Source organism: Rhizobium sp. H4 (genome assembly GCF_003013335.1).
Classification (GTDB): domain Bacteria; phylum Pseudomonadota; class Alphaproteobacteria; order Rhizobiales; family Rhizobiaceae; genus Rhizobium; species Rhizobium sophoriradicis.
The window spans coordinates 57060-83158 of the sequence record NZ_PSOW01000025.1; the positions used below are offsets into that span (position 1 = coordinate 57060).

25 protein-coding genes and 1 pseudogene are annotated in these 26099 nt (G+C 61.8%); 10 read left to right on the top strand and 16 right to left on the bottom strand.

Annotated elements, in window-relative coordinates; translation table 11 throughout:
• Window positions 1–203: 203 nt before the first annotated feature.
• From C4N04_RS28875 to C4N04_RS28885, 3 genes are all read left to right on the top strand, one after another.
• Entirely contained in the window at window positions 204–1814 is a 1611-nt protein-coding gene (locus C4N04_RS28875; protein WP_077992791.1) for a phosphoenolpyruvate carboxykinase, read from the top strand.
• Window positions 1815–1930: 116 nt separating this feature from the next.
• Entirely contained in the window at window positions 1931–2368 is a 438-nt protein-coding gene (arfB, locus tag C4N04_RS28880; protein ID WP_009987587.1) for an alternative ribosome rescue aminoacyl-tRNA hydrolase ArfB, read from the top strand.
• 1 nt (window position 2369) lies between these two features.
• On the top strand, window positions 2370–2981 hold the full coding sequence (locus C4N04_RS28885) for an alpha-ketoglutarate-dependent dioxygenase AlkB (RefSeq protein ID WP_106797618.1): 612 nt from the start codon (window positions 2370–2372) through the stop codon (window positions 2979–2981).
• A gap of 25 nt (window positions 2982–3006) precedes the next feature.
• Here C4N04_RS28885 and coaA read toward each other — a convergent pair whose 3' ends face one another.
• From coaA to hisB, 9 genes are read right to left on the bottom strand one after another with little or no spacing between them, the layout of a single operon-like run.
• Entirely contained in the window at window positions 3007–4002 is a 996-nt protein-coding gene (gene coaA / locus C4N04_RS28890; RefSeq protein WP_106797619.1) for a type I pantothenate kinase, read from the bottom strand.
• The gene (locus C4N04_RS28895; protein ID WP_096764543.1) at window positions 3999–4322 is read right to left on the bottom strand and encodes a phosphoribosyl-ATP diphosphatase; all 324 of its coding nucleotides are present in this window, start codon (window positions 4320–4322) and stop codon (window positions 3999–4001) included. The genes coaA and C4N04_RS28895 overlap by 4 nt, the downstream gene beginning before the upstream one ends.
• Window positions 4323–4339: 17 nt before the next feature.
• A complete protein-coding gene (gene hisF / locus C4N04_RS28900; protein ID WP_106797620.1) occupies window positions 4340–5128 on the bottom strand; it encodes an imidazole glycerol phosphate synthase subunit HisF in 789 nt (262 codons plus the stop codon).
• Window positions 5128–5874, bottom strand: a complete 747-nt coding sequence (gene hisA / locus C4N04_RS28905; protein ID WP_096764544.1) for a 1-(5-phosphoribosyl)-5-[(5-phosphoribosylamino)methylideneamino]imidazole-4-carboxamide isomerase — start codon at window positions 5872–5874, stop codon at window positions 5128–5130. The genes hisF and hisA overlap by 1 nt, the downstream gene beginning before the upstream one ends.
• Before the next feature lie 6 nt (window positions 5875–5880).
• Window positions 5881–6438: a hypothetical protein gene (locus C4N04_RS28910; protein WP_039617096.1), complete on the bottom strand. Its 558-nt coding sequence runs from the start codon at window positions 6436–6438 to the stop codon at window positions 5881–5883.
• Window positions 6435–6617 (bottom strand): hypothetical protein, encoded by a 183-nt coding sequence (locus tag C4N04_RS28915; RefSeq protein ID WP_038685919.1) that lies wholly within the window; start codon window positions 6615–6617, stop codon window positions 6435–6437. Before C4N04_RS28915 ends, C4N04_RS28910 begins: the two co-directional genes overlap by 4 nt.
• Before the next feature lie 52 nt (window positions 6618–6669).
• Window positions 6670–7320 (bottom strand): imidazole glycerol phosphate synthase subunit HisH, encoded by a 651-nt coding sequence (hisH, locus tag C4N04_RS28920; RefSeq protein ID WP_009986217.1) that lies wholly within the window; start codon window positions 7318–7320, stop codon window positions 6670–6672.
• A 2-nt stretch (window positions 7321–7322) separates the two neighbouring features.
• Window positions 7323–7805 carry a DUF2628 domain-containing protein gene (locus C4N04_RS28925; protein WP_077992805.1) on the bottom strand — a complete coding sequence of 161 codons (483 nt, stop codon included), beginning with the start codon at window positions 7803–7805 and terminating at the stop codon, window positions 7323–7325.
• A gap of 22 nt (window positions 7806–7827) precedes the next feature.
• The gene (gene hisB / locus C4N04_RS28930; RefSeq protein ID WP_010033258.1) at window positions 7828–8436 is read right to left on the bottom strand and encodes an imidazoleglycerol-phosphate dehydratase HisB; all 609 of its coding nucleotides are present in this window, start codon (window positions 8434–8436) and stop codon (window positions 7828–7830) included.
• Window positions 8437–8610: 174 nt separating this feature from the next.
• On the opposite strand from hisB, the gene hslV reads away from it, so the two are divergent.
• From hslV to C4N04_RS28955, 5 genes are all read left to right on the top strand, one after another.
• Window positions 8611–9138: an ATP-dependent protease subunit HslV gene (hslV, locus tag C4N04_RS28935; protein WP_009984477.1), complete on the top strand. Its 528-nt coding sequence runs from the start codon at window positions 8611–8613 to the stop codon at window positions 9136–9138.
• 115 nt (window positions 9139–9253) lie between these two features.
• The gene (hslU, locus tag C4N04_RS28940) at window positions 9254–10561 is read left to right on the top strand and encodes an ATP-dependent protease ATPase subunit HslU (RefSeq protein WP_038685927.1); all 1308 of its coding nucleotides are present in this window, start codon (window positions 9254–9256) and stop codon (window positions 10559–10561) included.
• A gap of 188 nt (window positions 10562–10749) precedes the next feature.
• A complete protein-coding gene (locus C4N04_RS28945) occupies window positions 10750–11697 on the top strand; it encodes a DUF1402 family protein (RefSeq protein ID WP_077992806.1) in 948 nt (315 codons plus the stop codon).
• Window positions 11698–11744: 47 nt separating this feature from the next.
• Window positions 11745–13157, top strand: a complete 1413-nt coding sequence (locus C4N04_RS28950) for a cytochrome P450 (protein ID WP_077992808.1) — start codon at window positions 11745–11747, stop codon at window positions 13155–13157.
• Window positions 13158–13242: 85 nt separating this feature from the next.
• A complete protein-coding gene (locus C4N04_RS28955; RefSeq protein WP_077992810.1) occupies window positions 13243–15414 on the top strand; it encodes a malate synthase G in 2172 nt (723 codons plus the stop codon).
• Window positions 15415–15579: 165 nt separating this feature from the next.
• Here the strand turns inward: C4N04_RS28955 and C4N04_RS28960 are convergent, their stop codons facing one another.
• The gene (locus tag C4N04_RS28960) at window positions 15580–16263 is read right to left on the bottom strand and encodes a L,D-transpeptidase (protein WP_038685935.1); all 684 of its coding nucleotides are present in this window, start codon (window positions 16261–16263) and stop codon (window positions 15580–15582) included.
• 179 nt (window positions 16264–16442) lie between these two features.
• Here C4N04_RS28960 and C4N04_RS28965 point away from each other — a divergent pair, with 179 nt between their 5' ends.
• Complete coding sequence (locus tag C4N04_RS28965) at window positions 16443–16937, top strand: MmcB family DNA repair protein (RefSeq protein WP_009991089.1); 495 nt, start codon at window positions 16443–16445, stop codon at window positions 16935–16937.
• Window positions 16938–16986: 49 nt separating this feature from the next.
• On the opposite strand, the gene menC is transcribed toward C4N04_RS28965, so the two are convergent.
• Both menC and C4N04_RS28975 read right to left on the bottom strand, forming a co-directional pair.
• Entirely contained in the window at window positions 16987–18135 is a 1149-nt protein-coding gene (menC, locus tag C4N04_RS28970) for an o-succinylbenzoate synthase (RefSeq protein WP_106797621.1), read from the bottom strand.
• A 39-nt stretch (window positions 18136–18174) separates the two neighbouring features.
• Window positions 18175–19047, bottom strand: coding sequence for a MurR/RpiR family transcriptional regulator (locus tag C4N04_RS28975; protein ID WP_106797622.1), 873 nt, complete (start codon window positions 19045–19047; stop codon window positions 18175–18177).
• A gap of 313 nt (window positions 19048–19360) precedes the next feature.
• On the opposite strand from C4N04_RS28975, the pseudogene C4N04_RS28980 reads away from it, so the two are divergent.
• Window positions 19361–20157 (top strand): annotated as a pseudogene (locus tag C4N04_RS28980) (transporter substrate-binding domain-containing protein).
• A 172-nt stretch (window positions 20158–20329) separates the two neighbouring features.
• On the opposite strand, the gene C4N04_RS28985 reads toward C4N04_RS28980, so the two are convergent.
• From C4N04_RS28985 to C4N04_RS29000, 4 genes are all read right to left on the bottom strand, one after another.
• Complete coding sequence (locus C4N04_RS28985) at window positions 20330–20908, bottom strand: ActR/PrrA/RegA family redox response regulator transcription factor (RefSeq protein ID WP_038685941.1); 579 nt, start codon at window positions 20906–20908, stop codon at window positions 20330–20332.
• Window positions 20909–20975: 67 nt separating this feature from the next.
• Complete coding sequence (locus C4N04_RS28990; RefSeq protein WP_039622956.1) at window positions 20976–22286, bottom strand: ActS/PrrB/RegB family redox-sensitive histidine kinase; 1311 nt, start codon at window positions 22284–22286, stop codon at window positions 20976–20978.
• Between the two features lie 24 nt (window positions 22287–22310).
• On the bottom strand, window positions 22311–24776 hold the full coding sequence (gene hrpB / locus C4N04_RS28995) for an ATP-dependent helicase HrpB (RefSeq protein ID WP_106797623.1): 2466 nt from the start codon (window positions 24774–24776) through the stop codon (window positions 22311–22313).
• Entirely contained in the window at window positions 24773–25720 is a 948-nt protein-coding gene (locus tag C4N04_RS29000) for an ornithine cyclodeaminase family protein (RefSeq protein ID WP_106797624.1), read from the bottom strand. The genes hrpB and C4N04_RS29000 overlap by 4 nt, the downstream gene beginning before the upstream one ends.
• Window positions 25721–26099 lie beyond the last annotated feature (379 nt).

The following is a 26099-nucleotide window of genomic DNA, read 5'->3' on the forward strand; positions in this document are numbered from 1 at the left end:
TTCGCCGGCAATCTCAGGTAGCGTGCCCAACTGTTGCAACGCCGCCTCTTCAAACGATTTAAAATAGTCGCAACAAATTTAAATCGATTAATTGTTTGATATTGCTGAACTTTCTCAATTTTAGTCTCTTGTGTTTTAAAATTTCTCCCCTTATTTTCGAGATCGGTTTTAACGGCAACGCGCCTGAGTGAAGGGAAGTAGCCATGGAAATGTTCGGAGTTCGTAACCCGGCAACGGAGCTGGCAACGGTTGGATTGGGCGGCGCAGCCAGCGTTCGCTATAACTTTTCCGCCGCAGCGCTGTATGAGGAAGCGATCCGCCGGGGCGAAGCCGAACTGACCGCTCAGGGGGCGCTCAGGGCTCTCACCGGTCAGCATACGGGCCGCTCGCCGCGCGACAAATTCGTCGTTCGTGACGCCAATACCGATGACCAAATCTGGTGGGACAACAACAAGCCGCTCTCGCCGGAGCATTTCGCGCTGCTGCGCGACGATATGCTGGCGCATGCCGCCGGCAAGGATCTTTTCGTGCAGGATCTCGTTGGCGGCGCCGAGGAAGGCCATGCGTTGCCGACCCGCGTCGTCACCGAATTCGCCTGGCATTCGCTGTTCATCCGCAATCTCTTGATCCGCCCGGAGACGGCGGCGCTCGCCACCTTCGTGCCGAAGCTGACGATCATCGATCTGCCGAGCTTCAAGGCCGATCCAGCCCGCCACGGCTGCCGCTCGGAAACGGTGATCGCCTGCGATCTCACCAACGGCCTCGTCCTCATCGGCGGCACGTCCTATGCCGGCGAAATGAAGAAATCGGTCTTCACCGTGCTCAACTACCTGCTGCCGGCCAAGGGCGTGATGCCGATGCACTGCTCGGCCAATGTCGGCCCCGACGGCGACGCGGCGGTCTTCTTCGGCCTTTCCGGCACGGGCAAGACGACGCTTTCGGCCGATCCGGCGCGCACGCTGATCGGCGACGACGAACACGGCTGGAGCGAAAACGGCATCTTCAACTTCGAGGGCGGCTGCTACGCCAAGACCATCCGCCTCTCGGCCGAAGCGGAGCCGGAGATCTATGCAACGACGCAGCGCTTCGGCACCGTGCTCGAAAACGTCGTGCTGAACGAAGCCCGCGAGCCCGATTTCGACGACGGGTCGCTGACCGAAAACACCCGCTGCGCCTATCCGATGCATTTCATCCCGAACGCCTCGGCAACGGGCCGGGCCGGGCATCCGAAGACGATCATCATGCTGACCGCCGATGCCTTCGGCGTCATGCCGCCGATCGCCCGGCTGACGCCGGACCAGGCGATGTACCACTTCCTCTCCGGTTACACCGCCAAGGTGGCCGGCACCGAAAAGGGCGTCGTCGAGCCGGAAGCGACCTTCTCGACCTGCTTCGGCGCCCCCTTCATGCCGCGACACCCGGCCGAATACGGCAACCTGCTCAAGGATCTGATCGGCCGCCACGGCGTCGAATGCTGGCTTGTCAATACCGGCTGGACCGGCGGCGCCTACGGCACCGGCAAGCGCATGCCGATCAAGGCGACGCGCGCGCTGCTCGCCGCCGCCCTCAGCGGCAAACTCGGCCAGGTCGTATTCCGCACGGATGCGAATTTCGGCTTCGCCGTGCCGGTTTCCGTCGACGGTGTCGATGGCGGCATTCTCGATCCGCGCTCGACTTGGGCCGACAAGCCGGCCTATGACGCGCAGGCCGAAAAGCTGGTTTCGATGTTCATCGCCAACTTCGCCAAGTTCGAGAATCACGTCGACGGCGGCGTCCGCGATGCGGCACCCGGCGTCAAGGTCGCTGCCGAATAAGCCGAATAGAACAACAGATCTCTGACTCACGTGAAACCCGGCATCACAGGATTGCCGGGTTTTTCCGTTGACGGCCGATATTTTCAACCGGCTGCCGATATGAGATAGAACGCCGCATGGCCAGCGACGCGCTCTATATCGACGACAGGATCACCATCTCAGGATGGGAGCTGACGGAACAGTTCGTTCTGGCAGGCGGCCCCGGCGGTCAGAACGTCAACAAGGTTTCGACGGCGGTCCAGCTGTTTTTCAACGTCGCGAATTCGCCCTCCCTCAATGACCGCGTCAAGGCCAATGCGATCAGGCTTGCCGGCCGGCGCCTGTCGAAGGATGGCGTGTTGATGATCGAGGCGAGCCGCTTTCGCAGCCAGGATCGCAACCGTGAGGACGCGCGCGAGCGGCTGAAGGAGCTGATTCTGCAGGCCGCCAAACCGCCGCCGCCGCCGCGCAAGAAGACCAAGCCGACCAAGGGTTCGGTCGAGCGCCGTCTGAAGGAAAAGTCCGGCCGCTCGGAAGTCAAGAAAATGCGCGGCCGCCCGGGCGGCGGCGACTGACATGCCCGAACTCTCGAACGGCGTCCGACATCTGCCTGAATATCTCGACCGGTCGCGTCAGGAAGCGCTGGTCGAGGTGGTCCGTGCCGTGGTCGCCGAGGCGCCGCTCTTCGTGCCCGTCATGCCAGGTACCGGCAAGCCGATGTCGGTGCGCATGACCAATTGCGGGCCGCTCGGCTGGGTGACGGACAAGGAGCACGGCTATCGCTATCAGCCGACGCATCCTGTTACCGGCAGGCCCTGGCCAGCCATACCGCAGCCATTGCTCGATATCTGGAATGACGTATCGGGTTATGAAATACCGCCGGAAGCCTGCCTCGTCAACTTCTATTCCGACGACGCGCGCATGGGCCTGCACCAGGATAAGGACGAGCGCAATCTGCAGGCGCCTGTCGTGTCGATCTCGCTCGGCAACAGCTGCCTCTTTCGCGTCGGTGGTTTGAGCCGTAACGATCGCACGCTATCTTTCAAACTGTCGAGCGGTGATCTGGTCGTATTGGGCGGCGAGGGAAGGCTGTGCTTCCACGGCGTCGACCGGATTCATCCGGCAACATCGACGCTGTTGAAGAACGGCGGCCGCATCAATCTGACGCTGCGCCGCGTCAATCCCTGAACTGATAGGCTGATATGATGGCCTGCTATAGTTTTCGCAGCGCCACCTGCTCGATCAGATGATCCTTGCCTTTTTTCAGGATGAGATCGGCGCGCGGCCGCGTCGGCAGGATGTTCTGGCGCAGGTTCTTCAGGTTGATGTTCGCCCAGAGATCCCCGGCAATGTCGAGCGCTTCCGCGTCGCTGATCGAAGCGTAGCGATGGAAATAGGAGTTCGGATCGCGGAAGGCGGTCTCGCGCAGCCGCATGAAGCGTGTGACGTACCAGTTGTGGATCTGATCTTCCGCGGCATCGATATAGATCGAGAAGTCGAAGAAGTCGGACACCATCGGCACGATCTTGCCGCCGGCCGGCAGGTCGCGCGATTGCAGCACGTTGATGCCCTCGAAGATCAAGATATCGGGCCGGTCGACGATCTTGTATTCGTCCGGCAGCACGTCATAGACGAGATGCGAATAGCAGGGCGCCTGCACGTCCGGCCGGCCGGCCTTGATCGCCGAGAGGAAGCGCAGGATCGCGGCCGTGTCGTAGCTTTCCGGAAAACCCTTGCGCTGCATCAGCTTTTCCCGCTGCAGCACGGCGTTCGGATGCAAGAAGCCGTCGGTGGTGATGAGATCGACCTTCGGGCTGGAGGGCCAGCGCCCCAGCAGTTCCTTGAGGATACGGGCGGTGGTCGATTTTCCCACCGCGACCGAGCCGGCGATGCCGATGACGAAGGGCGTCTTCGTCACGTCGGAGAGGCTCAGGAAGCGGTTGCGCTGTTCGAACAGCATTTGCGAGGATTCGACATGCGCTGACAGCAGCCGCGACAGCGACAGATAGATGCGCCTGACCTCGTCGAGATCGATCGGGTCGCCCGTTGAACGCAGCCGCTTGACCTCGTCACTCGTCAGCGTCAGCGGCGTATCGGCGCGGAACTTCGCCCATTGTTCGGAAGAGAAGAAGTGGTAGGGCGAATAGGATTCCGACTGGAAGTGATCCAATGTTTCCGGCACCCCGATAATCTCAGTCGCGATACTCATGAACTCTGCCGATTGGCCTTTTCCTTGAGACCGGACTGCGCGGTTCTGCGCTCGAGTTCGGCCATGACATTCTCTAACGGTATTTCAGCAATCTTCAATACGACCAATAGGTGATAGAGCACATCCGCGGCTTCATAGGTCAGATTGTCGCAATCGCCGGTTACCGCCGCCATCACGGCTTCGATCGCTTCTTCACCGAGCTTCTTTGCCGCTTTCGGCTGGCCGGCGTTCACGAGCTTTGCCGTCCAGGATTCTTCCGGCGAGGCTTTCGATCGCTCTTCAACGATCCTTTCGAGATCGGAAAGGGAAAATCCGCTCATATGTTCGCTTTCAAGCTTCAGTCGAGACGCATATCGATGCCGCACTTCGACATATAGTGTTTGGCCTCGACCACGGAATAGGTGCCGAAGTGGAAGATCGAGGCGGCGAGCACCGCATTGGCATGACCCTCCTTCACCCCGGCGACGAGGTCGTCGAGGTCGCCGACACCGCCGGAGGCAATGACTGGCACGCGCACCGCGTCGGCAATCGCCCGGGTCAATTCCAGGTCGTAGCCGACCTTGGTGCCGTCGCGGTCCATCGAGGTGACCAAGAGTTCTCCCGCGCCGCGCGCCACCATCTTCTGGGCGAATTCGACGGCGTCGATGCCGGTCGCGTTGCGGCCGCCATGCGTGTAGATTTCCCAGGCGCTGAGATTGTCGCCGCCGACCGCCTGCGTGCGCCGGCGCTTGGCGTCGATCGAGACGACGATGCACTGGTCGCCGAACTTGTCGGCCGCTTCAGTGACGAAGTCGGGATTGCTGACCGCGGCCGAGTTGATCGAGACCTTGTCGGCGCCGCAGAGCAGCAGCTTGCGGATATCGGCGATGGTGCGCACCCCGCCGCCGACCGTCAACGGCATGAAGCACTGGTCGGCCGTGCGTGAGACGACATCGAAAATCGTCTCGCGATTGTCGGAGGAGGCGGTGATGTCGAGAAAGCAGAGTTCGTCGGCGCCGGCCGCATCATAGGCCTTCGCCGCTTCGACGGGATCGCCGGCATCGACGAGATTGAGGAAGTTGACGCCCTTGACGACGCGTCCGTCCTTGACGTCGAGGCAGGGGATGACGCGGGCCTTGAGGGTCATTACGCAGTCTCCTTGGCCCTGCTGGCCTTGATCAGCGCCAGCGCTTGCCTGGGGTCGATCCGGCCGTCATAAAGCGCACGGCCCGAAATCGCGCCTTCGAGCTTGCCTGCATCCGGCTCCAGCATGCGTCTGACGTCGTCGAGCGAGGCAAGGCCGCCGGAGGCGATGACGGGAATGGAGACCGCACCGGCAAGTTCCAGTGTCGAAGCCCAGTTGATGCCGGCAAGGATGCCGTCCCGGTCGATATCGGTGTAGATGATCGCGGCGACGCCGGCGCCCTCGAATTTTTTGGCGAGCTCGATGACGCCGAGTTCGGAAGCTTCCGCCCAGCCTTCGACCGCCACCTTGCCGCCTTTGGCATCGATGCCAACGGCGACATGACCGGGAAATTTCCGGCAGGCCTCGATGACCAGATCAGGATTTCTGACCGCCACCGTGCCGAGAATGACGCGACGCAGCCCGCGCGCGAGCCAGGCCTCGATGTGATCGAGCGTGCGGATCCCGCCGCCAAGCTGCACCGGATTATCAGTCGCCTTGAGGATCGCTTCGACGGCCTCGCCATTGGCCGAATGCCCCGCGAAGGCACCGTCGAGGTCGACCACATGCAGCCATTCGAAACCCTGCTCTTGGAAGGATTTCGCCTGGGCGGCCGGATCGGTGTTGTAGACCGTCGCCTGCTGCATGTCGCCGAGCTTCAGGCGGACGCATTGGCCGCCCTTCAGATCGATCGCGGGAAAAAGGATCATGTCGTCTTACGTCCGTAAACTGGTCGATATCATCAGCGCATTCCACGCATCTACGATATCCGAGCGGAAAAAGACAGCGGCAATGGTGGCCGCGCCGAAAAGCAGAAGAAGCAACAGGGTGACAGTCAAGCCGGCGCGAACCTGGCGCCAGAAGCCGAGGCGTCGCTTCATCGATTTCTCGATGTCGCGCACCTCCCGCAGCGCCTGGCTGTTGACGGCGGCGAGCCGGATTTCCGGCTCCATCGCCTCGACATAGGTTTCGGCATAACTGGCAAGGATCTGCGAGGCGCGGTCGCGCAGCGTATTGCGCAGGTCGGTCGACAGATAATTGCCGGAGACGGCGGCAAGCTCGGCCTCGTTGGGCGAACGGCCGGCATTGCGCTTGCGGTAGCTGAGCACGAAGTCGCGCTTCTGCCGCTCGTAGAGGGCATAGGCAAGCAGGCCGATCAGATCGTCCTCGCCTTCGATATAAAATTCCAGCACGGCTTCAGTGATGTCGCTGGCGTTGATGCCGTTGGCGCGCAGTTGCGAATTCTCGTTGCCGGCAAGGAATTCATGGATCATCGGTCCAGCCTTTCTGTCAACGCCTTGGCCGCATTAGAAAGCGCTCTCCTGTGAATGGTCTCATCGACGCGGCGGATGATCGTTCCATCGGGAAGCCGGATGTCCGAGAAGGGCGGCAGGCCCTCTCTGGAGGGTCTCAGCGTATAGAACACCTTGCCTGATTTCCGCGCAGCCGGCATCGAGCGCACTCCTGTTCCACCTTTTCCATAAAGGAAAAATAAGGCGGCGGTATTACGGGTTCCAGCGCAGGAAATTGGCGATGAGGGCGAGGCCGAGCTTCTGGCTCTTTTCCGGGTGGAACTGAGCGCCCACCATGTTGTCGCGCCCGACGAGAGCCGTCATCGGCCCGCCATAATCGACCGTCGCGATGACGTCGTCGGCATTTTCGGCGGCGAGATGGTAGGAGTGGACGAAATAGGCGTGCAGCCCTTGCGCTCCCGTCGGAATGCCGTCGAAGAGCGGATGTTCTCGCTTCAGATCAAGCGTGTTCCAGCCGATCTGCGGAATTTTCAGCGCGGGATCGTCAGGCGTCATCTCGATGACGTCACCGGGGATCCAGCCGAAACCGTGCGTCACCGTCTTCTCGAGGCCGCGCGAGGACATGAGCTGCATGCCGACGCAGATGCCGAGGAACGGCCGCGCCCTCCTTTCGACAGCCTCGACCAGCACCTCGGCCATGCCGGGCACGGCATCGAGGCCGCGCCGGCAATCGGCATAGGCGCCGACGCCCGGGAGCACGATGCGATCGGCGGCGGCAACATCCTCAGCCTTGTCGGTGAGATCGATCTGCGCATCGATGCCCGCCTCGCGCGCGGCCCGCTCAAAAGCCTTGGTGGCCGAGCGCAGATTGCCGGAACCATAGTCGATAATCGCGACGCGCATCGTCAGCGTCCTCCATCAAAACCAAAGAGACCAAGCGATGTGGCCTGGCCATGCGGGCTGCTCAGTCGGGTCTTGTTGTCCCAGCTCGGCACGGCGGCGTCAGTATCGGGCTGGACCGCTTTGTCGGAGAAGTAGACGTCTTCGGCAATGCCGATCGTATCGGCCGCGATGAGCGCGTCTTCGTTCCAGCCCTTGCCGGCGAGGTTGCGAATACGCAGGTTCTGGCCCTCCAGACCGACCAGCAGGTTCACGCCCAGCGTGATTGCCGCTCCCGCCGGCCAGAGACCCGGTTCGTCCATCAGCACGCCGCCGATTGCCTGCATCAGAAAGGCCGCCACCGCGTAGAGCCACAGCCGATGGACCAGGAGCCATGCCCATGGAAACAGTAAACCAAGCCATGTGAAGGCGTCGCGGATCACCCGCGTCTCCTCAAGGCGAGTGCCTGCGCTGCCGGGCGGCGTCAGGAAAATATAGCTGGATGTCATTGTCGCCGCTCCCTTGAGAGGCTCAGACGAGCGTGCCCTTCGTTGAGGGAACACGGCCTGCCTGTCTCGGATCGATCTCTGTCGCCGTGCGCAATGCGCGGGCGACGGCCTTGAAGCATGTCTCGGCAATATGGTGGTTGTTGGCGCCATAATGGTTGAGAATATGCAAAGTGATGCCGGCATTCTGAGCGAGCGCCTGGAAGAATTCGCGCACGAGCTCGGTGTCGAAGGTGCCGATTTTAGGCGCGCTGAAGGCGACGTTCCAGACGAGGAAAGGCCGGCCGGAAAGATCGACCGCTGCCTTGGTCATCGTCTCGTCCATGGCAAGATCGATCGAGGCATAGCGGGTGATGCCGCGCCGGTCGCCGAGCGCCTTGGAGATCGCCTGGCCGATCGCAATGCCGGTATCCTCGACCGTATGATGGTCGTCGATATGCAGGTCGCCCTTGGCGTCGATTTCCATGTCGATGAGGGAATGCCGCGAAAGCTGGTCGAGCATATGGTCGAAGAAGCCGACGCCGGTCGAAATCTTCGATTTGCCGGTGCCGTCGAGATTGACGGAAACGGAAATCGAGGTCTCGTTGGTCTTGCGGGAAACGCTGCCCGTGCGGCTTGCTGCGGTCTCGGCCATTTGGCCCTCCATCGGAATAAGGCCGTTCCTTATCAGGCGCATCGGCAAATATCCAGAAGCCGGGGCAGAGAAAGCCGGCCCATTTGCAATCGGCTCCGGCCTGCTTACATAGGGCTCAACAAGGCCGATGTGCGGTCGAGGTAAAAGCCCGCGTCATGGGCAGACAGGTGTTTTATGACAACGATCATTACTGTTCGAAAAGGCGGCAAGGTGGTGATGGCGGGTGACGGCCAGGTGAGCCTCGGCCAGACCGTGATGAAGGGCAATGCCCGCAAGGTGCGCCGCATCGGCAAGGGCGAAGTGATCGCCGGTTTTGCCGGCGCCACCGCCGATGCCTTCACCCTGCTCGAAAGGCTTGAAAAGAAGCTGGAGCAATATCCCGGCCAGCTGATGCGCGCCGCCGTCGAGCTCGCCAAGGACTGGCGCACCGACAAATACCTGCGTAATCTCGAAGCCATGATGCTCGTCGCCGACAAGTCGACTACGCTGGCGATCACGGGTAATGGCGACGTCCTGGAGCCTGAGCATGGTACGACGGCGATCGGTTCCGGCGGCAATTTTGCTTTCGCCGCCGCCCGCGCGCTGATGGACACCGATAAATCGGCCGAAGAGATCGCCCGCCGCGCCCTCGAAATCGCCGCCGACATCTGCGTTTATACCAACCACAATCTCGTGGTGGAATCGCTGGATGTAGAAGGCTGAACCTTATGCTTTTCGGCCGCTGGGCCGGGATTGACTTTCAGGGACTTGACGAAACAACGACGAATTCCGGCCGGGCGCCGCTGAAGGCCCCGTGCTGCCAGGAGAATGATACGCAATGACCACCTTTTCCCCCCGCGAGATCGTTTCCGAACTCGATCGCTACATCATCGGCCAGCATGACGCCAAACGTGCCGTTGCGATTGCGCTGCGCAATCGCTGGCGCCGCCAGCAGCTCGACCCGAGCCTGCGAGACGAAGTCATGCCGAAGAACATCCTGATGATTGGCCCGACCGGCGTCGGCAAGACCGAGATCTCCCGCCGCCTGGCAAAACTCGCCGGAGCGCCTTTCATCAAGGTGGAAGCCACCAAATTCACCGAGGTCGGCTATGTCGGCCGCGATGTCGAGCAGATCATCCGCGACTTGGTCGAGGTCGGCATCGGCCTGGTGCGTGAAAAGAAGCGGGGAGAGGTCCAGGCCAAGGCGCATGTCAGCGCGGAGGAGCGTGTCCTGGATGCGCTGGTCGGCACGACCGCGTCGCCCGCCACCCGTGAAAACTTCCGCAAGAAGCTGAGGGACGGCGAACTCGACGACAAGGAAATCGACATCGAAGTGGCAGATACCGGTACCGGCATGGGCGGCTTCGAGATCCCCGGCATGCCGGGCGCCAATATCGGCGTGCTCAATTTGTCGGAAATGTTCGGCAAGGCGATGGGCGGCCGCACCAAGAAGGTCCGCACCACGGTCAAGGCCTCCTATACCGATCTGATTCGCGACGAATCCGACAAGCTGATCGACAATGAGGTGATCCAGCGCGAGGCCGTTCGTTCGACCGAGAATGACGGCATCGTCTTCCTCGACGAAATCGACAAGATCGCAGCCCGCGACGGCGGCATGGGTGCCGGTGTTTCCCGCGAAGGCGTGCAGCGCGACCTTCTTCCGCTCGTCGAAGGCACGACCGTCTCGACCAAATACGGGCCTGTGAAGACTGACCATATCCTGTTCATCGCCTCCGGCGCCTTCCATGTCTCCAAGCCTTCGGATCTTCTCCCGGAGCTCCAGGGCCGCCTGCCGATTCGCGTCGAGTTGCGGGCGCTGAACAAGGAGGATTTCCGCCGGATCCTGACCGAGACGGAAGCGAGCCTCATCCGCCAGTATCGCGCGCTGATGGAAACCGAAAGCCTGAGCCTCGATTTCACCGACGACGCGATCGACGCTCTGGCCGATGTCGCGGTGCATTTGAACTCCTCGGTCGAGAATATCGGCGCGCGCCGCCTGCAGACGGTGATGGAGCGGGTCCTGGACGATATTTCCTACAACGCCCCTGATCGCGGCGGCACGGCCATCACCATCGATGCAGCCTATGTGCGCGAACATGTCGGCGATCTCGCACAGAATACCGATCTCTCGCGCTTCATTCTGTGATGTCGGCGCACCGCTTCGTCTCTTTACCGGCGTGACTGCCGCATTGTGACGAAATCCACTCTCGACAGCGGGCCTTTTACTTTCTAGTGAAGGCCCGTTTTGTTTTCCGCTGCGGCTTTATTCGGCCAAGATTCTGGTCCAGTCAGCCGCATCGCGAACAGGACGATGAACGGACGGGATAGCGGATCGTGCGACGCCTTTTGACAAGCCTTTTGATTGCCGCTGCCCTGGTGAATTCGGCGCCGGCCTTCGCCATGCAGACCGTTCCGGCGGGCAACCGTCACGCCGAGCAGCCCGATATTCCGGGCGCTTCCGTTCGCCGCACCAAGGGCACCAAGAGCAGCTTCGATCTGAAATACGAGAAGGTCCATGAGCTTCTGGCGACCGATCGCGAGCTGATGGCCAAGATCCGCAAGGTTTCCGGCGCTTACGGCATCAATCCCATCCATGTCATCGGCGCGATCGTCGGCGAGCACACCTATAATGTCGACGCCTATGACCGGCTGCAGGCCTATTATGTCAAGGCCGCCTCCTACGCCGGAGAAAGCTTCCGCTTCGCCTATGACGGCGAAAGCGTCGATGATTTCGTGGCGCGGCCGCAATTTGCTCAGTGCAAGGGCAAGAGCGATTCCTACACGCTCTGGTCCTGCCGGGAAGATGTCTGGGAAAGCGATTTCCGCGGCAAGACGGTCGGCGGCCAGAGCTTCCCCAATAACCGGTTCAGCGCGGTCTTCTTCCAGCCCTTTTATGCCGGCCAGACTTTTGGCCTCGGCCAGGTCAATCCGCTGACGGCGCTGATGCTCTCCGATCTCGTCAGTCGCGTGTCGGGTTATCCGAAGCTGAACGAGAAGAATGCCGGCGCCGTTTACAGGGCGATTATGGACCCCGATATCTCGCTCGCCTTCGTCGCCGCTTCCATCCGCAGGTCGATCGACGATTACAAGGAGATTGCCGGCATGGATATCTCGGGCAATCCCGGCCTGACGGCGACGCTGTATAATGTCGGCAATTCGCGCCAGCGCGCCGCGGCACTTGCTGCGAAAAACCGTTCTTCCGGTGCGACCGTCTGGCCCGAAGAGAATTATTACGGCTGGCTGATCAACGACAAGCTGGACGAACTCATGGGCCTGCTCTAGCTTCAAGCCTGACGGGAAGCGTTGATCTTCCCCGAAAGGCTTTTCCGATGGACATGCGTCCTGATCCCTTCGTTCCGCCGGCGCCGCTGCCGCGCACCGTGCCGCCGAGCCGGCTTGAGATCATCCGCATCATCCTGCGCAATCCGCTCGAACTGTGGGGTGAGCCGTCCTACACGCTGCCCTGGATCAAGACGAGTTTCTTCGGTCAGCACACACTGATCGTCAACGATCCCGGCCTGATCAAACACGTGCTGGTCGACAACGCAGCGAACTATCGCATGTCCGACATTCGCCAGCTGGTGTTGCGGCCGATCCTGCGGGACGGCCTGCTGACGGCGGAGGGGCAGGTCTGGAAACGGTCGCGAAAAGCGGTCGCACCCGTCTTCACGCCGCGCCACGCAAAGGGTTTCGCCGGCCAGATGCTGCGGCAATCCGAAGAATACGTCCGCAAATACGAGGGCGCCGGTCCGGCCGGCCAGGTCTTCGATATCGCCGCCGACATGACCGATCTCACCTTTGCGATTCTTGCCGAAACGCTTTTCTCCGGTGAAATCGTCTCCTCCAGCGGCCATTTCGCCGATGACGTCAACCAGCTTCTCCACCGCATGGGCCGCGTCGATCCGATGGACCTGTTGCGCGCGCCCTCCTGGGTGCCGCGCCTTACCCGCATCGGCGGCCAGAAGGTGCTGGAGAAATTCAGGGCAATCGTGCGTGATACGATGGATATGCGGCTTGCGAAGATGAAGGCCGATCGCGCCGGCGCACCGGACGATTTTCTGACCCTGCTTCTCGAACAGGCCGGTCCCGACGGCCTGACCAAGGATGAGATCGAGGACAACATCCTGACCTTCATCGGCGCCGGCCACGAGACGACTGCGCGGGCGCTGGCCTGGACGCTCTATTGTGTCGCAAACAGTCCGCATATTCGCGAAGCCATGGAAACGGAGATCGACGCTGTTCTCGCAACCGGCGCCGACCCCGTCGAATGGCTGGATCTGATGCCGGTGACGCGGGCCGCGTTCGAGGAGGCGCTGCGGCTCTATCCTCCCGCACCCTCGATCAATCGCGCCGCGATCGCAGATGACGTCTGGATCAATGCGAAGGGTGAAAGGGTCGGGATACCTGCCGACATCACCGTGCTCATCATGCCCTGGACGCTGCACCGTCACGAACTCTATTGGGACAAGCCGCGCGCCTATATGCCGGAACGATTCTTCCCGGAAAATCGCGGCAGCATCGGCCGTTTCCAATTCCTGCCGTTCGGCGCCGGTCCGCGCGTCTGCATCGGAGCGACCTTTGCCCTGCAGGAGGCGGTGATCGCGCTTGCGGTCATGATGCACCGTTTCCGCTTCGACCAGACGGAAGCGACGAACCCCTGGCCGGTGCAGAAGCTGACGACGCAGCCGCAGAACGGACTACCGATGCGCGTGACCCCACGCATAATTTCCCAGGCGGCATAAATCTTTCGAATTATTGCGGAATTGACTGTGAATGAAAGCCGGGCAAAGTGGCAGCATTCAACGTCGTTGCCAGGGAGAATGTCGAATGAGCCGTATTGATAAGAACGGTCTTGCCGTCGAAGCCGTCCTTCATGATTTCCTCGTCCAGGAGGTTCTGCCCGGTCTGGCGATCGATGCGGACAAGTTCTTTGCCGATTTTTCAGCGATCGTCCATGATCTCGCGCCCAAGAATCGGGCGCTGCTGAAGAAGCGCGACGAGTTGCAGCTCAAGATCGACGACTGGTATCGCCAGCACGGCGCTCCGACCGATATGGATGACTACCAGTCTTTCCTGCGCGCAATCGGCTATCTCCTGCCTGAGGGGTCGGACTTCCAGGTTTCGACACAGAATGTCGATCCCGAGATCGCCTCGATCGCCGGTCCGCAGCTCGTCGTTCCCGTCATGAACGCGCGTTATGCCCTCAACGCCGCCAATGCCCGCTGGGGTTCGCTTTATGATGCGCTCTATGGCACGGACGCCATTCCCGAGAGCGACGGCGCCGAAAAGGGCAAGCGATACAATCCGAAGCGCGGCGAGAAGGTCATCGCCTGGGTGCGCGATTTCCTCGATGCATCGGTGCCGCTGCAGGAGAGCAGCTGGAAGGATGTCGGCAGCTTCGCCGTTAGGGATGGCGCGCTTGTCATCAAATCGGTCGACGGCGAACAGGCAATGCTCAGGGATGCCGGGCATTTTGCCGGACATCGCGGCGATGCCGCCGCTCCTACGCATCTTCTTCTGAAGAACAACGGCATCCACATCGAGATCGTCATCGATCCGGCAACGGCGATCGGCAAGACCGATCCGGCCCATATTTCCGATGTCTGGCTCGAATCGGCAATCACCACGATCATGGACTGCGAGGATTCGATTGCCGCCGTCGACGCCGAGGACAAGGTCGTCGCCTACCGCAACTGGCTCGGCCTGATGAAGGGCGATCTGCAGGAAGAAGTCGCAAAGGGCGACGCGAGCTTTATCCGCAAGCTCAACCCCGATCTGGAATATAGAGGTCCGGATGGGACCGCCTTCGAACTGCATCGCCGCTCGCTGATGCTGGTGCGCAATGTCGGCCACCTCATGACCAACCCGGCCATTCTCGACCGTGACGGCAACGAAGTGCCCGAGGGCATCATGGATGCCGTCATCACCGGCCTGATCGCGCTCTACGATATTGGCCCGGCCGGCCGCAGGAAAAATTCCCGCACCGGCTCGATGTATGTGGTCAAGCCGAAGATGCATGGACCGGAAGAAGTCGCCTTCGCCGTCGAGATCTTCTCGCGGGTCGAGGATGCGCTTGGGGTGGCGCGCAACACCATCAAGATGGGCATTATGGACGAGGAGCGCCGCACGACGGTCAATCTCAAGGAATGCATCCGCGCCGCCCGCGAGCGCGTCGTCTTCATCAATACCGGCTTCCTCGATCGCACCGGCGACGAGATTCATACCTCGATGGAAGCTGGTCCGATGATTCGCAAGGGTGACATGCGCCAGGCCGCCTGGATATCGGCCTATGAGAACTGGAATGTCGATATCGGCCTCGAATGCGGCCTCGCCGGCCATGCTCAAATCGGCAAGGGCATGTGGGCGATGCCGGATCTGATGGCGGCGATGCTGGAGCAGAAGATCGCCCATCCCAAAGCCGGCGCCAACACCGCCTGGGTGCCGTCGCCGACGGCTGCGACGCTTCACGCGACGCATTATCATCGCGTCAACGTCGCCCGTGTCCAGCAGGGGCTGAAGGATCGTGCCCGCGCCAAACTCTCCGACATTCTCTCGGTGCCGGTCGCGGTGCGGCCGAACTGGTCTCAGGAGGAAATCCAGCGCGAGCTCGACAACAACGCGCAGGGCATCCTCGGCTACGTCGTGCGCTGGGTCGATCAGGGCGTCGGTTGCTCGAAGGTGCCCGACATCAACAATGTCGGCCTGATGGAGGATCGCGCCACTTTGCGCATTTCGGCCCAGCACATGGCGAACTGGCTGCATCACAAGGTGGTCAGCGAAGCTCAGATCGTCGAAACGATGAAGCGAATGGCCACCGTTGTCGACAAACAGAACCAGCAGGACCCTGCCTATCGGCCGATGGCCGGCAATTTCGATGGGTCAATCGCTTTCCAGGCCGCTCTCGAGCTGGTGTTGAAGGGCAGGGAACAGCCGAACGGCTATACCGAGCCGGTGCTTCACCGCCGCCGCCTCGAGCTCAAGGCCAAGCAGGCCGGTTGAGCGCCTAGCATGTCGCGCAAAACTATGCAGCGGTTTTGCGCCAACGACAGGCGCAAAAACAAGGAGCTAAAGCGCAACGAGCGAATCTGAAGATCGCGACGAGAATAAGAAAGGCCGCCGGAACGATGGTCCGGCGGCCTTTTTTATACCGATTAGGCAATTACCTTACTGGATGACGACGACCTTGGACGTGCCCTTGCCGGGACGAACGCGGCTGTAGAGGTCGATGACGTCCTGGTTCATCAGGCGAATGCAGCCCGAGGAAGCGGCGGTGCCGATCGAAGCCCATTCCGGCGTGCCGTGCAGGCGGAAGAGCGTGTCCTTGCCGTCCTCGTTGAAGAGATACATGGCGCGTGCGCCGAGCGGATTGCTGAGACCCGGGCCCATGCCGTCTTCGACATATTTGGCGACGTCGGGGCGGCGAACGGCCATTTCCTTCGGCGGGTGCCAGGTCGGCCATTCCTGCTTCCAGGCGACGTAGGCGGTGCCCGCCCATGCAAAGCCCTGCTTGCCGACGCCGATGCCGTAGCGCATCGCCTTGCCGTTGGGCAGGATGTAATAGAGGAAGCGCTCGCGCGTGTTGACGATGATCGTGCCGGGACGCTCGGTGGTCTGGTAGCTGACGACCTGGCGGCGGAACTGCGGCTTGACCCTGTCGATCGGGATCGCCGGCAGGGAGTATCCGGCATCCTTCGTCACGCCATAGGCGTCATTGAAGATTTGAGCAGTCTGTACCGTCGGGCCTGCGCCCTTGTCGTCGACGGATGCGCTGTCTGATGTCGTGGAGCAGCCGGCCAGTGCGAGCGTCGTCAGCAGGCCAAATACAGGGAATGCATTGCGAATGCGCATAGATGACTCTTGAAGTTTTCGGGCAAGGAGAACGGTCTTTCGACCATCGTTGATTATGGTTTATTTTCGATTAACTTGCGCTTTGCAAGGCTGCTGCTGGGCGGCAAATCCGTCTGCCGCGCAAATTAAAAGCGCATGGTTTTTTTGCAACAACACGCCAGCCCCTGGGATGGTTATCCATGACGATTTTGAGCGTTTACAATAACAATCCGTTAATCGATGGCCGGCAATCGGACAGGGCCATGATGGTGCGGCGGGGAACGCAGATATTGCTGCATGAAATGCGCCACGCCGTGCTGCCCGAACTGCCGCTCGCCAGCGGCCGCCGTGCCGATCTGATTACCATTTCGGAAAAGGGCGAGGTCTGGATCATCGAAATCAAGACCTCGATCGAGGATTTCAGGGTGGACCGCAAATGGCCGGAATACAGGCTGCATTGCGACCGGCTGTTCTTCGCGACTCACGAAGGCGTGCCGCTCGACATCTTCCCGGAGGAGTGCGGGCTTTTCCTCTCGGACGGCTACGGCGCCCATATGCTTCGCGACGCGCCGGAACACCGTATGGCGCCGGCCACACGCAAATCCGTCACGCTCAATTTCTCGCGTGCCGCCGCCCAAAGGCTGATGATGGCCGAATGGGCGAACGGAAAACCGTTCACGGTGGACGACGTCTAACGGCGTAGGAATCCGCCCTCCTGCAAACGATCCGACATGCGAGAGAGTTCTAAAGCGCAAGGCGCGAACTGGAAGGATCGCGGCGCGCCTTATTGGAAACGGCAGCATATGCGCGCGAAACACGCGTCAGGCGTTCTGAATTGGGCCAAAACCCATGGCCAGGCTGATCCGATGCCGTGATGCGCCCCGGTCCGCTAAGGACGATTTCCGGCTCCGAGAGATCCGTCTGATAAAGCCGATCGCTTGGGAAGATGTCGCAGGGATATTTGACGTTGGAGAGCGTCGACAGCGCGAGCGCCGGTCCTTGTCCGACAGCGGATTCAAGCATGCCGCCGATCCAGCAGGGAATATTGCGGGCAGCGCAGAGGTCATGAATGGCGATTGCATTGGTCAAGCCGCCGACCCGGCCGGGCTTGATGTTGATCCAGCCGCAGGCGCCGATATCAATCGCCTTTCGGGCCCGGTCGAGCGTTGTGATGCTCTCGTCCAGGCAGATCGGCGTCTTCAGTTCGGCTTGGAGACGCGCGTGGTCTATGAGGTCGTCATAGGCAAGCGGCTGCTCGATCATCGCGAGGCCGAATCGGTCGAGTTCGCGAAACATGGCGATATCATCAAGCGTGAACGCGCTGTTGCAATCGACATGCAGAACCGCATCGGGGAAGGCTTCGCGCACGCGGGCGACCATTTCGAGCCCCCATCCACGACGGAATTTCAGTTTCGTCCTCTGGAAACCGTCCTCCTGCGTCTTGCCGACCGCTGCGACGAGTTCGTCGAGATCATCCAGCACCGATATATCGGCGCCGACGATTGCGTCCGGTCCCTTTCCGCCGATCATCTTCCAGAGCGGCTCGCCGGCGAGCTTCGCGGCAAGATCCCACCAGGCGGTATCGAGGCCGGCCTTCGCGAAATGATTGCCCTTCAGCGGCGCCAGTTCCTCCTGCAGAATTTCAGCACTGTCGATGCGCTTGCCGATCAGTGCCGGCGCCATGACGTCGCGTAGCAGCGCAAAAGCTCCGGAAGCCCATTCCGGCGAAAACTGCGGCAGGCGATAAGGTGCGGTCTCACCCCAGCCGTCTTGGCCCTCTCCCCTCAACCGAACCAGGATCGAGTCGATGGTGGTCTCCTCGCCAAAGGCCGTCCGCCATGGCGCCTTGAGCGGCATCGCAACGTGGAAAAGCTCAATTTCATCAATCAGCATCGCATTTCCTTCTGCTCCGGCCCCAATGCCGGAGCGACATCAATTGCTGGGGTCGATCTCTTCCATCAGCGCAAAGAGATCTTCGATGCGGCTCAGCCTCTCGCGCCCTCCTTCGCCGGCCGCGGCAACGACTTCGGTGCAGAGGTAGTTGGCAAGACTGATCACCGCGACATAGGAATCGAACAGCGACATGCCCCGCACCTGGCAGGGAAAGGTCCAGGTCGCAAACTTCGGGGTGGTGACCGCTACGCGATCGGTGAAAAAGGCGATGGGCACGCCGAGATCGCGAACGATCTTCATCGCGCGCCCCAGCGCCGGCGTTCGGCGTCGCAGGCCGACGGCAATCATTAGATCGTCAGGCTTAGCGCCGGCCAGCTCCTCCATCAACGTCTGCCCGGCAGCCGGGAGAAGCGTGACGTCGGAGCGGACCTGGATCAGTTGCCGGCGGAGGTAGGCGGCGAAAAAGTAGCTGTTGCGAAAGCCGAGAACCCAGACTCGCCGAGCCGTGAGGCAACGGCGAACGACCTCGCCGAGATCGTCAGGACTCACCGCCTCGAAGGTCTGACGCAGATTGGCGATATCGCGCTCGAGATGCTGTTGCAGACGGGTGCTGTCGGGCGCGGGTCCGAGCAGGCCGGTATTGAGATAAACCGGCTCTCCGGCTTCCTGCGCCTCCCGGACCTCGCGCTGCATCTCGCGATAATCCTGATAGCCGAGGCGTTTGACGAAACGGGTAACGGCCGCTTTCGAGACGCCGCCGCGCTCGGAGAGCTCCGTCGCTGAATAAACCAGGAGGTCGCCGGGAAATTCCAGGATCAGATCGGCGAGCGCGCGCTCGCTGCCCGGAAGATCGCCGTACTGGCTCTGAATGCGTTTTTCGAGCATGCGCGGCTTGCGCGTCGCTTCTGTCATGAAGGCCTCATTTCATGTTCGAATTAAAACACTAGTATCGATCAGTTGACAATCTGAAATTTTAGTATCGTAATTGCCAGCAAGGAACGACGCCGAAAAATATGGGCGCGCAAAGGGGAACTGGGATGAATCGCAGAGCTGCGCCACTGAACATGCTGTCGCACGCTTTCGTGTAAGCCCATGACCGTCCAGTCGCGGAAGGAAGATTCGTCTTGCCTGCCTTGGCCGCTAGTTGCCGCACTGCAGACGTGCCCTGCACGTCGAATTTGCACGCCTGCCACTGACGAAACGCCAAACTGGAAAGGAACAATCAATGCATAAGAGGCACTTCATCGCTATCCTTGCCGCCGTGGGAAGCGCCGCCCTCAGCCTGGCCCTCCCTGTTTCAGCAGCCCGTGCCGACACGTTGTCGGACATTACGTCCAGCAAGACGGTCCGCATAGCGGTCCCGCAGGATTTCCCGCCGTTCGGTTCTGTCGGCACCGACATGAAGCCTCAGGGCTATGATATCGACATGGCGACGCTCATCGCTGAGAAACTCGGGGCGAAGCTCGAGATGGTGCCGGTAACATCCGCAAACCGCGTACCATATCTGCAGACGAAAAAGGTCGATCTGGTAATCTCGAGCCTTGGCAAGAACCCGGAACGCGCCGCGGTGATCGACTTCTCCGATGCTTACGCGCCCTATTTCAACGGCGTCTTCGCTCCAGACGACGTGGCGATCAAATCGCTTGACGATCTGTCCGGAAAGGTCGTCGGCGTGACCCGCGGTTCGATCGAGGATCTGGAGCTCACGAAGGTTGCGCCTGCCGATGCGACCATCAAGCGCTACGAGGACAATATCGGCACGATCTCGGCCTTCCTGTCGGGTCAGGTCGTAGCAGTGGTGACCGGCAATGTCGTGGCCGCCGCAATTCTTGACAAGAATCCGCCCCGTAACCCGAACTGAAGTTCCTGATCAAGAACTCGCCCTGCTATGTCGGCATGAACAAGAACGAGCCGGAACTGATGGCCAAGGTTAACGAGATCATCGCCGCCTCCAAGAAGGACGGCACGTTGGACGACATCTCGATGAAGTGGCTTCACCAGCCGCTCGACAAGAGCCTCTGACCGTAAAAAGCTGGGCCGGTCGTGCGACTGGCCCGGGAGCCTGGCGAGGCCCGGCTGAAGCCGTAACGGCCGATGTGGAGCTCATCAGCTCTTCTTTATTTATTTCGGCCTGCCGCAGCTTGGCTTACGCCTGAGTGAGATTGAGGCCGCCAATCTGACGGCGGCGTGTTTGCTATTTCGGCGCGCGTTTGGCGAGGATGCGCTGCAGCGTGCGCCGGTGCATGTTGAGCCGGCGCGCCGTTTCCGAAACATTGCGCTCGCACATTTCATAGACCCGCTGGATGTGTTCCCAACGCACGCGGTCGGCTGACATCGGGTTTTCGGGAAGCTCCGCCTTTTCGCCCGGCCGCTGCGTCAGCGCCGAGAACACGTCGTCGGCATCGGCGGGCTTTGCGAGATAGTCGACGGCCCCGAGTTTTACCGCCGTCACCGCCGTGGCAATATTGCCGTAGCCGGTCAGTACGATGATCCTGGTGTCGTCGCGCCGCTGGCGGATCGCTTCGATGACGTCGAGCCCGTTGCCGTCGCCGAGCCGAAGGTCGACCACCGCATATTTCGGCGGTCGCCCTTTCGATTTTGCAACGCCTTCGGCGACTGATTCGGCGGTCTCCACCTGGAAGCCGCGTGTCTCCATCGCCCTGGCCAGCCGGCGCAGGAACGGCCCGTCGTCGTCAACGATCAGCAGGCTAGCGTCGGGACCGATATGGTCTTCATCTGAGGCGGCGAGATTGTCATGAGTTTGTTCTGTCATCGTCTTCGGTCCCGGCGGTTCCGCGCCCGAGCTCGGTCAACCGCAAATCCTGTTTATGCCCATAATTTCATTTTGTCGAATTTGCATCGATCAGCATCCGCGGCCATTCGATGCGGATGCGCGCGCCGGCACTTTCCGGGTCGCGGTTCTCGAAAATCAGCGATGCGCCGGAGCGTTCCAGCAGCGTCTTGGCGATGAACAGTCCGAGCCCGAGCCCGCCGGCCGTATCCTCCTTCTGCCGCTTGGTCACATAGGGCTCGCCGATCCGCGTCAGAATATCGGGCGCATAACCGTTGCCGTCGTCCTCGATGACGATCCGCACCTTGTCGTGATCATGCTCGACCGTCACGGTCACCTTCTCCCGGGCATAGTCGACGGCATTTTCGATCAGGTTGCCGAGCCCGTACATAATACCAGCATTGCGGTCGGTCACCGGTTCGTCCTTGCGCGGGCTTTTTTCGATCAGCTCCAATCGGATACCGAATTCCCGGTGCGGCGCAACGATCTCCTCGATCATCGAAGACAGCGGCAGGCGGCGCATATGCGCCTCGTCTTCCGAGGAAAGCGTCGTCAGTCGCCGCAGGATGTCACGGCAGCGTTCGCTCTGGCTGCGCAGCAGCATCACGTCCTCGCGGAAGCGGTCGTCGTCCTTGAGTTCCCGCTCCATTTCCTTGGCGACGACGCTGATCGTTGCAAGCGGCGTTCCGAGCTCGTGGGCGGCCGCCGCCGCCAGTCCGTCAAGCTGCGAAAGGTGTTTTTCCCGCTGTAGCACCAGTTCGGTCGCAGCCAGCGCATCGGCAAGCTGACCGGCCTCCATCGAAACCCGGTAGGCATAGAAAGCGGCAAACGCCATTGTCGAGGCGATCGAGCACCAGACGCCGAACTGCATGACATTGTGGACGTTGATCTCCGCCCCGTCGAACCAGGGCAGCGGAAAGGGGGAAAAGGCAAGCACGGTGATGCAGACCATCGCAACGCCGATCAGCGCGGTGCTGTAGCGGATCGGCTGCGAGGCAAAGGAGATGATAACAGGCACGCAGACAAGCGCTGCGAAAGGATTGGCAAGGCCGCCGGTGATGAAAAGCAGTGCGCAGAGCTGCAGAAGATCGAAGCCGAGCAGTGCAAAGGCAGCCGGTGGTCCCAGCCGGTGTGTCGGAGGGTAGCGGATCGTCAGGTAGAAATTCACCCCGGCAAGGGCGGCGATCAACGAGGAGCTGGCGATCAGCGGCAAGGGAAATTTCAGCCAAAAGGCAACGACGAAAACCGTCAGCGCCTGCCCACCGACGGCAAGCCAGCGCAGCCGCACCAGCGTCTGCAGGCGCAGCCTGCGGCTGCTGTGCCGATCCTCCAGCGTGGGGCTTTCCGTCTTGTCAATCATGCCGAGGGGCTCCTTCAATGGGCCTCATGTACCACGCGGTTTTGCCCGTGTCGTCGGCAACGCATCTTCCGGCCGCTCCGGCCAGGGATGGCGGGGATAGCGCCCGCGCATATCGGCGCGCACATCCCTCCACGAGCCGGCCCAGAAGCCCGGCAGGTCGCGTGTCGTCTGGATCGGCCGGTGCGCCGGCGAGGTGAGTTCGAGCAGCAGCGGCAGGCGGCCTCCGGCAATCGCCGGGTGCTGCTTTAGGCCGAACAGCTCCTGCACGCGGATCGTCAGAACCGGCTCCTCGCCTTCATATTGGATCGGATGCCGCTGGCCGGTCGGCGCTTCGAAATGGGTCGGCGCAAGCCGGCTGAGCTCGCGCTGCAACGCGTACGGCACCAGCGACATCAGACCGTTCGACAGCCCGGCCGCTGAAATTTCGGAGAGGCCGCGGGCTTCCGTCTGAAACGGGCCGAACCAGTCTTCCAGCCGGGAAAGCAGGGCCTCATCGCTGACATCGGGCCAGGGATCGCCGATCGTCCTGTAAAGAAATCCGATCCGCTCGCGAAGCTGTACGGCCTCCTTCGAGAAGGCAAGCTGATCGAGCCCGAGCTCGCGCACGCCTTCCATCAGCGCCTGGGTGACCGCGGCCCCTGAGGGGCGTGGCAAGGGCGTCTCTTCGAAGACGATCGCGCCGAGCCGGGTTGCTCGCCGCGCCCTGACTTGCCGGCTTTGCCGGTCGAAGAAGATCTGATCGCCGGTTTTGATCTCGCCCGGCAGTTCGGCTTCGACGTCGCCGCGGGTTACCTCGGCTGCCGCCAGAACCCGCGCCTGCGCCGCCCGTCCGGTCAGGTCGGCGATGACAAGCATCTGGCTGCCGGCCAACCTCTCGGTTTCCGGCAGCTCGGCGCCACGCCCGTTCGCCATCACGAATCGGCCGCGCCCGCCGCGCTGAAGCGCGATCCGATCCGGAAAAGCATGCAGCAGCAGCTGGCCCGCAAGCGCCGGCGCCGCAGCGGCAACTCTGTCGAGGCCGGTCGCCAATCGCCCGGCCAGCCGCCGCGAGGCCTCTGCTCTTTCGCCGCGCTCGGCCTTGATGCGCCGCAGCCGCTCCTCGATGTCGATATTGGTTCCGCCCAGTCCCTGTTCGGTGAGAAGCACGGCGATCAACGCCGCATCCCTGGCATGTCCGGATTCGCCTGATGAAACCACCATGGCGGCAAGCCGCGGTGGCAAAGCGAGATCGCGCATCATCTTGCCGCGCCCCGTCAGCGCTCCATCCTTGTCGAGCGCGCCGACCTGGGCGAGCAGCGCCCGCGCCTCCTTAAGCGTCGTCTCCGGCGGCTGATCGACAAAGGCAAGCGATGCCGGGTCCTGAACGCCCCAATGGGCGAGATCGAGCACCAGCCCGGAGAGATCGCTGGAAAGGATCTGCGGCGGTGTGAAGGCCGGCAGCGCCGCCGTCTGTCCCTGGTGCCACAGCCTAACGGCGATGCCCGGTTCCGTTCGTCCGGCACGGCCGGCCCGCTGATCGGCGGAAGCCCGCGACACGCGCACCGTCTCCAGCCGGGTAATTCCGGTCGACGCCTCGAATACCGGCAGGCGCTGCAGCCCGCTGTCGATCACGATCCTGACGCCGTCGATGGTGATCGAGGTTTCGGCAATCGACGTCGAAAGCACGATCTTGCGCGTTCCGGCAGGTGCCGGGCGGATCGCCGCATCCTGCTCCTTCTGGCTGAGATTGCCGTAGAGCGGCGCAATCAGTGTTTCGGGTCCGAATCGTCCTGCCAGGCGTTCGGCGGTTCGCGTGATTTCCGCCTGGCCGGGCAGGAAGGCCAGGATCGAGCCGGCCTCATTGGCGTGTGCGTCGACTATCGCCCGCGTGACGGCATCCTCGATGCGCTCGCCGCCCGGTCGATCCTGGTAACGGATATCGATCGGAAAGCTGCGCCCCAGGCTTTCGATGACAGGCGGATGGTCGAGCAGGGCGGCCACACGTTCGACGTCGAGGGTCGCCGACATCACGAGGATGCGCAGATCCTCGCGCAGGGCGGATCGAACGTCGAGCGCCAGCGCCAGCCCGAAATCGGCATCGAGCGAACGCTCGTGGAATTCGTCGAAGATCACGGCGGAGACACCGGTGAGTTCGGGATCGTCGAGGATCATCCGGGCAAAGACCCCTTCAGTCACCACTTCGATCCGTGTCGCCGCCGAGATCCGGTTGTCGAGGCGCATGCGGTAGCCGACCGTGCCGCCAACCTGTTGACCGATCAACGACGCCATCCGGCTTGCCGCCGCCCGCGCCGCCAGCCGCCGCGGCTCCAGCAGGATGATCTTGCCGTCGCCGCGCCAGGCCTGGTCAAGCAGGTAAAGCGGCACGAGCGTCGTCTTGCCCGCGCCAGGCGGCGCGGAAAGGACGGCGCGCCCCTCATTGGCCAACGCCGCACCGACGGCCGGCAGGACGTGTGAAACCGGAAGCTCCGGCAATGATGCGCTGATCGTCACTTTCGGCCCGTCACTGTCTCATAGGCGAGAATCGCCCCGGCAAGATCCTCGAGCGCTGCGCCGACCGACTTGAACAGCGTGATTTCGTCATCATGGCTGCGCCCGCCCTGGGCACCGCTGACCAGTTCCGCAAGCTCTGCCCGGATATCGCTGTCCCTGAGCACACCGCTTTTCAGCGGCTGGACGATATCACCGGCCTCGCTGACGGCGCCGGCGCGGGTATCGACATAAACCGAAGCACGGCGGATGGCCTCGTCGTCGCTTTCGCGCATGCTCGGCTTGAAGGCGCCGACGAGATCGAGATGGGCGCCTGATTTCAGCCATTCGCCTGAAATCAGCGGCTCGCTGGAAAGCGTGGCGCAGGAAATGATATCGGCCGTTCGCGCCGCCGTTTCCACATGGGTGACCGCCTCGGCATCCAGCCCGAGCGCCCGTGCTTCAGTCGCGATCTTTTCGGCAGCTTGCCCGTTTCGGCCCCAGACCCGGTACCTCTTGATCGGCCGCGTCGTGCCGTGGGCAAGCATCAGATTGAGCGACAGCCGGCCGGTGCCGCAGACAAGCAGCTCCTCCGCGTCGGGGCGGGCGAGATAACGTGCCGCCAGCGCCGATGCCGCCGCCGTCCGCCGCGCGGTCAGCTCGCCGCCGTCGATGGCGGCCAGCATTTCGCCGGTGGCGCCGGAGGAAAGAAGATAGGTTCCGAAGATCGCCGGCAGGCCGCGCCGCATATTGCCGGGAAAGACCGAGACGGTCTTCACGCCGGCATAGCGGCCGGGAACCCAGGCGGGCATCAGCAGCAGCGTCGCGCTCTCCTCATCAGGCACATCCATCTCATGGTGATGGCGCACCGGCATGACGCAGTCGCTTTGGAACATGCGGGCGATCGCCTCGATCAGTTCCGGCCAGGGTAGGGCCGCGCGCGTCTGTTGTTCATCGAGGACAAGCATTCTTCACTCCGCCGGTTCGTCTTCATCGCCAAATTAGCGAGCGAGGCGCGTTATAAGCAAGCGCCCTGGAATTCCGGGCCGGGCTTCCTATATAGGTCTTGTCTCCCTCGCCGAAGCCGTTCTTCGGGATTAGGCGAAAACGAATCTGCAAAACCGCCCATTCGGGCGGTGGATTCCGTCGTTTTTGGAGATGGTTGCTAAAACCCCTTGATTTTCAACCTGTTACAAAAATGTCAAAAAACTTTTGGTATGGCTGTTGACTTGGAAAAGGGGTTGGTTCTATAAGCCCACTCACTGAACGAGGGCGGCGGCGCTGCTGGCGACGAAGTCTCTCGCTCTAAAGAAACTCAAGCGGATTGGCTGATGCTGGTTTGTGTTC

Bases quoted from the DNA above. Each gene is read 5' to 3' on its own strand.
- C4N04_RS28875 (WP_077992791.1), top strand. From the start codon at position 204: ATGGAAATGTTCGGAGTTCGTAACCCGGCAACGGAGCTGGCAACGGTT.
- arfB (WP_009987587.1), top strand. From the start codon at position 1,931: ATGGCCAGCGACGCGCTCTATATCGACGACAGGATCACCATCTCAGGA.
- C4N04_RS28885 (WP_106797618.1), top strand. From the start codon at position 2,370: ATGCCCGAACTCTCGAACGGCGTCCGACATCTGCCTGAATATCTCGAC.
- coaA (WP_106797619.1), bottom strand. From the start codon at position 4,002: ATGAGTATCGCGACTGAGATTATCGGGGTGCCGGAAACATTGGATCAC.
- C4N04_RS28895 (WP_096764543.1), bottom strand. From the start codon at position 4,322: ATGAGCGGATTTTCCCTTTCCGATCTCGAAAGGATCGTTGAAGAGCGA.
- hisF (WP_106797620.1), bottom strand. From the start codon at position 5,128: ATGACCCTCAAGGCCCGCGTCATCCCCTGCCTCGACGTCAAGGACGGA.
- hisA (WP_096764544.1), bottom strand. From the start codon at position 5,874: ATGATCCTTTTTCCCGCGATCGATCTGAAGGGCGGCCAATGCGTCCGC.
- C4N04_RS28910 (WP_039617096.1), bottom strand. From the start codon at position 6,438: ATGATCCATGAATTCCTTGCCGGCAACGAGAATTCGCAACTGCGCGCC.
- C4N04_RS28915 (WP_038685919.1), bottom strand. From the start codon at position 6,617: ATGCCGGCTGCGCGGAAATCAGGCAAGGTGTTCTATACGCTGAGACCC.
- hisH (WP_009986217.1), bottom strand. From the start codon at position 7,320: ATGCGCGTCGCGATTATCGACTATGGTTCCGGCAATCTGCGCTCGGCC.
- C4N04_RS28925 (WP_077992805.1), bottom strand. From the start codon at position 7,805: ATGACATCCAGCTATATTTTCCTGACGCCGCCCGGCAGCGCAGGCACT.
- hisB (WP_010033258.1), bottom strand. From the start codon at position 8,436: ATGGCCGAGACCGCAGCAAGCCGCACGGGCAGCGTTTCCCGCAAGACC.
- hslV (WP_009984477.1), top strand. From the start codon at position 8,611: ATGACAACGATCATTACTGTTCGAAAAGGCGGCAAGGTGGTGATGGCG.
- hslU (WP_038685927.1), top strand. From the start codon at position 9,254: ATGACCACCTTTTCCCCCCGCGAGATCGTTTCCGAACTCGATCGCTAC.
- C4N04_RS28950 (WP_077992808.1), top strand. From the start codon at position 11,745: ATGGACATGCGTCCTGATCCCTTCGTTCCGCCGGCGCCGCTGCCGCGC.
- C4N04_RS28955 (WP_077992810.1), top strand. From the start codon at position 13,243: ATGAGCCGTATTGATAAGAACGGTCTTGCCGTCGAAGCCGTCCTTCAT.
- C4N04_RS28960 (WP_038685935.1), bottom strand. From the start codon at position 16,263: ATGCGCATTCGCAATGCATTCCCTGTATTTGGCCTGCTGACGACGCTC.
- C4N04_RS28965 (WP_009991089.1), top strand. From the start codon at position 16,443: ATGACGATTTTGAGCGTTTACAATAACAATCCGTTAATCGATGGCCGG.
- menC (WP_106797621.1), bottom strand. From the start codon at position 18,135: ATGCTGATTGATGAAATTGAGCTTTTCCACGTTGCGATGCCGCTCAAG.
- C4N04_RS28975 (WP_106797622.1), bottom strand. From the start codon at position 19,047: ATGACAGAAGCGACGCGCAAGCCGCGCATGCTCGAAAAACGCATTCAG.
- C4N04_RS28985 (WP_038685941.1), bottom strand. From the start codon at position 20,908: ATGACAGAACAAACTCATGACAATCTCGCCGCCTCAGATGAAGACCAT.
- C4N04_RS28990 (WP_039622956.1), bottom strand. From the start codon at position 22,286: ATGATTGACAAGACGGAAAGCCCCACGCTGGAGGATCGGCACAGCAGC.
- C4N04_RS29000 (WP_106797624.1), bottom strand. From the start codon at position 25,720: ATGCTTGTCCTCGATGAACAACAGACGCGCGCGGCCCTACCCTGGCCG.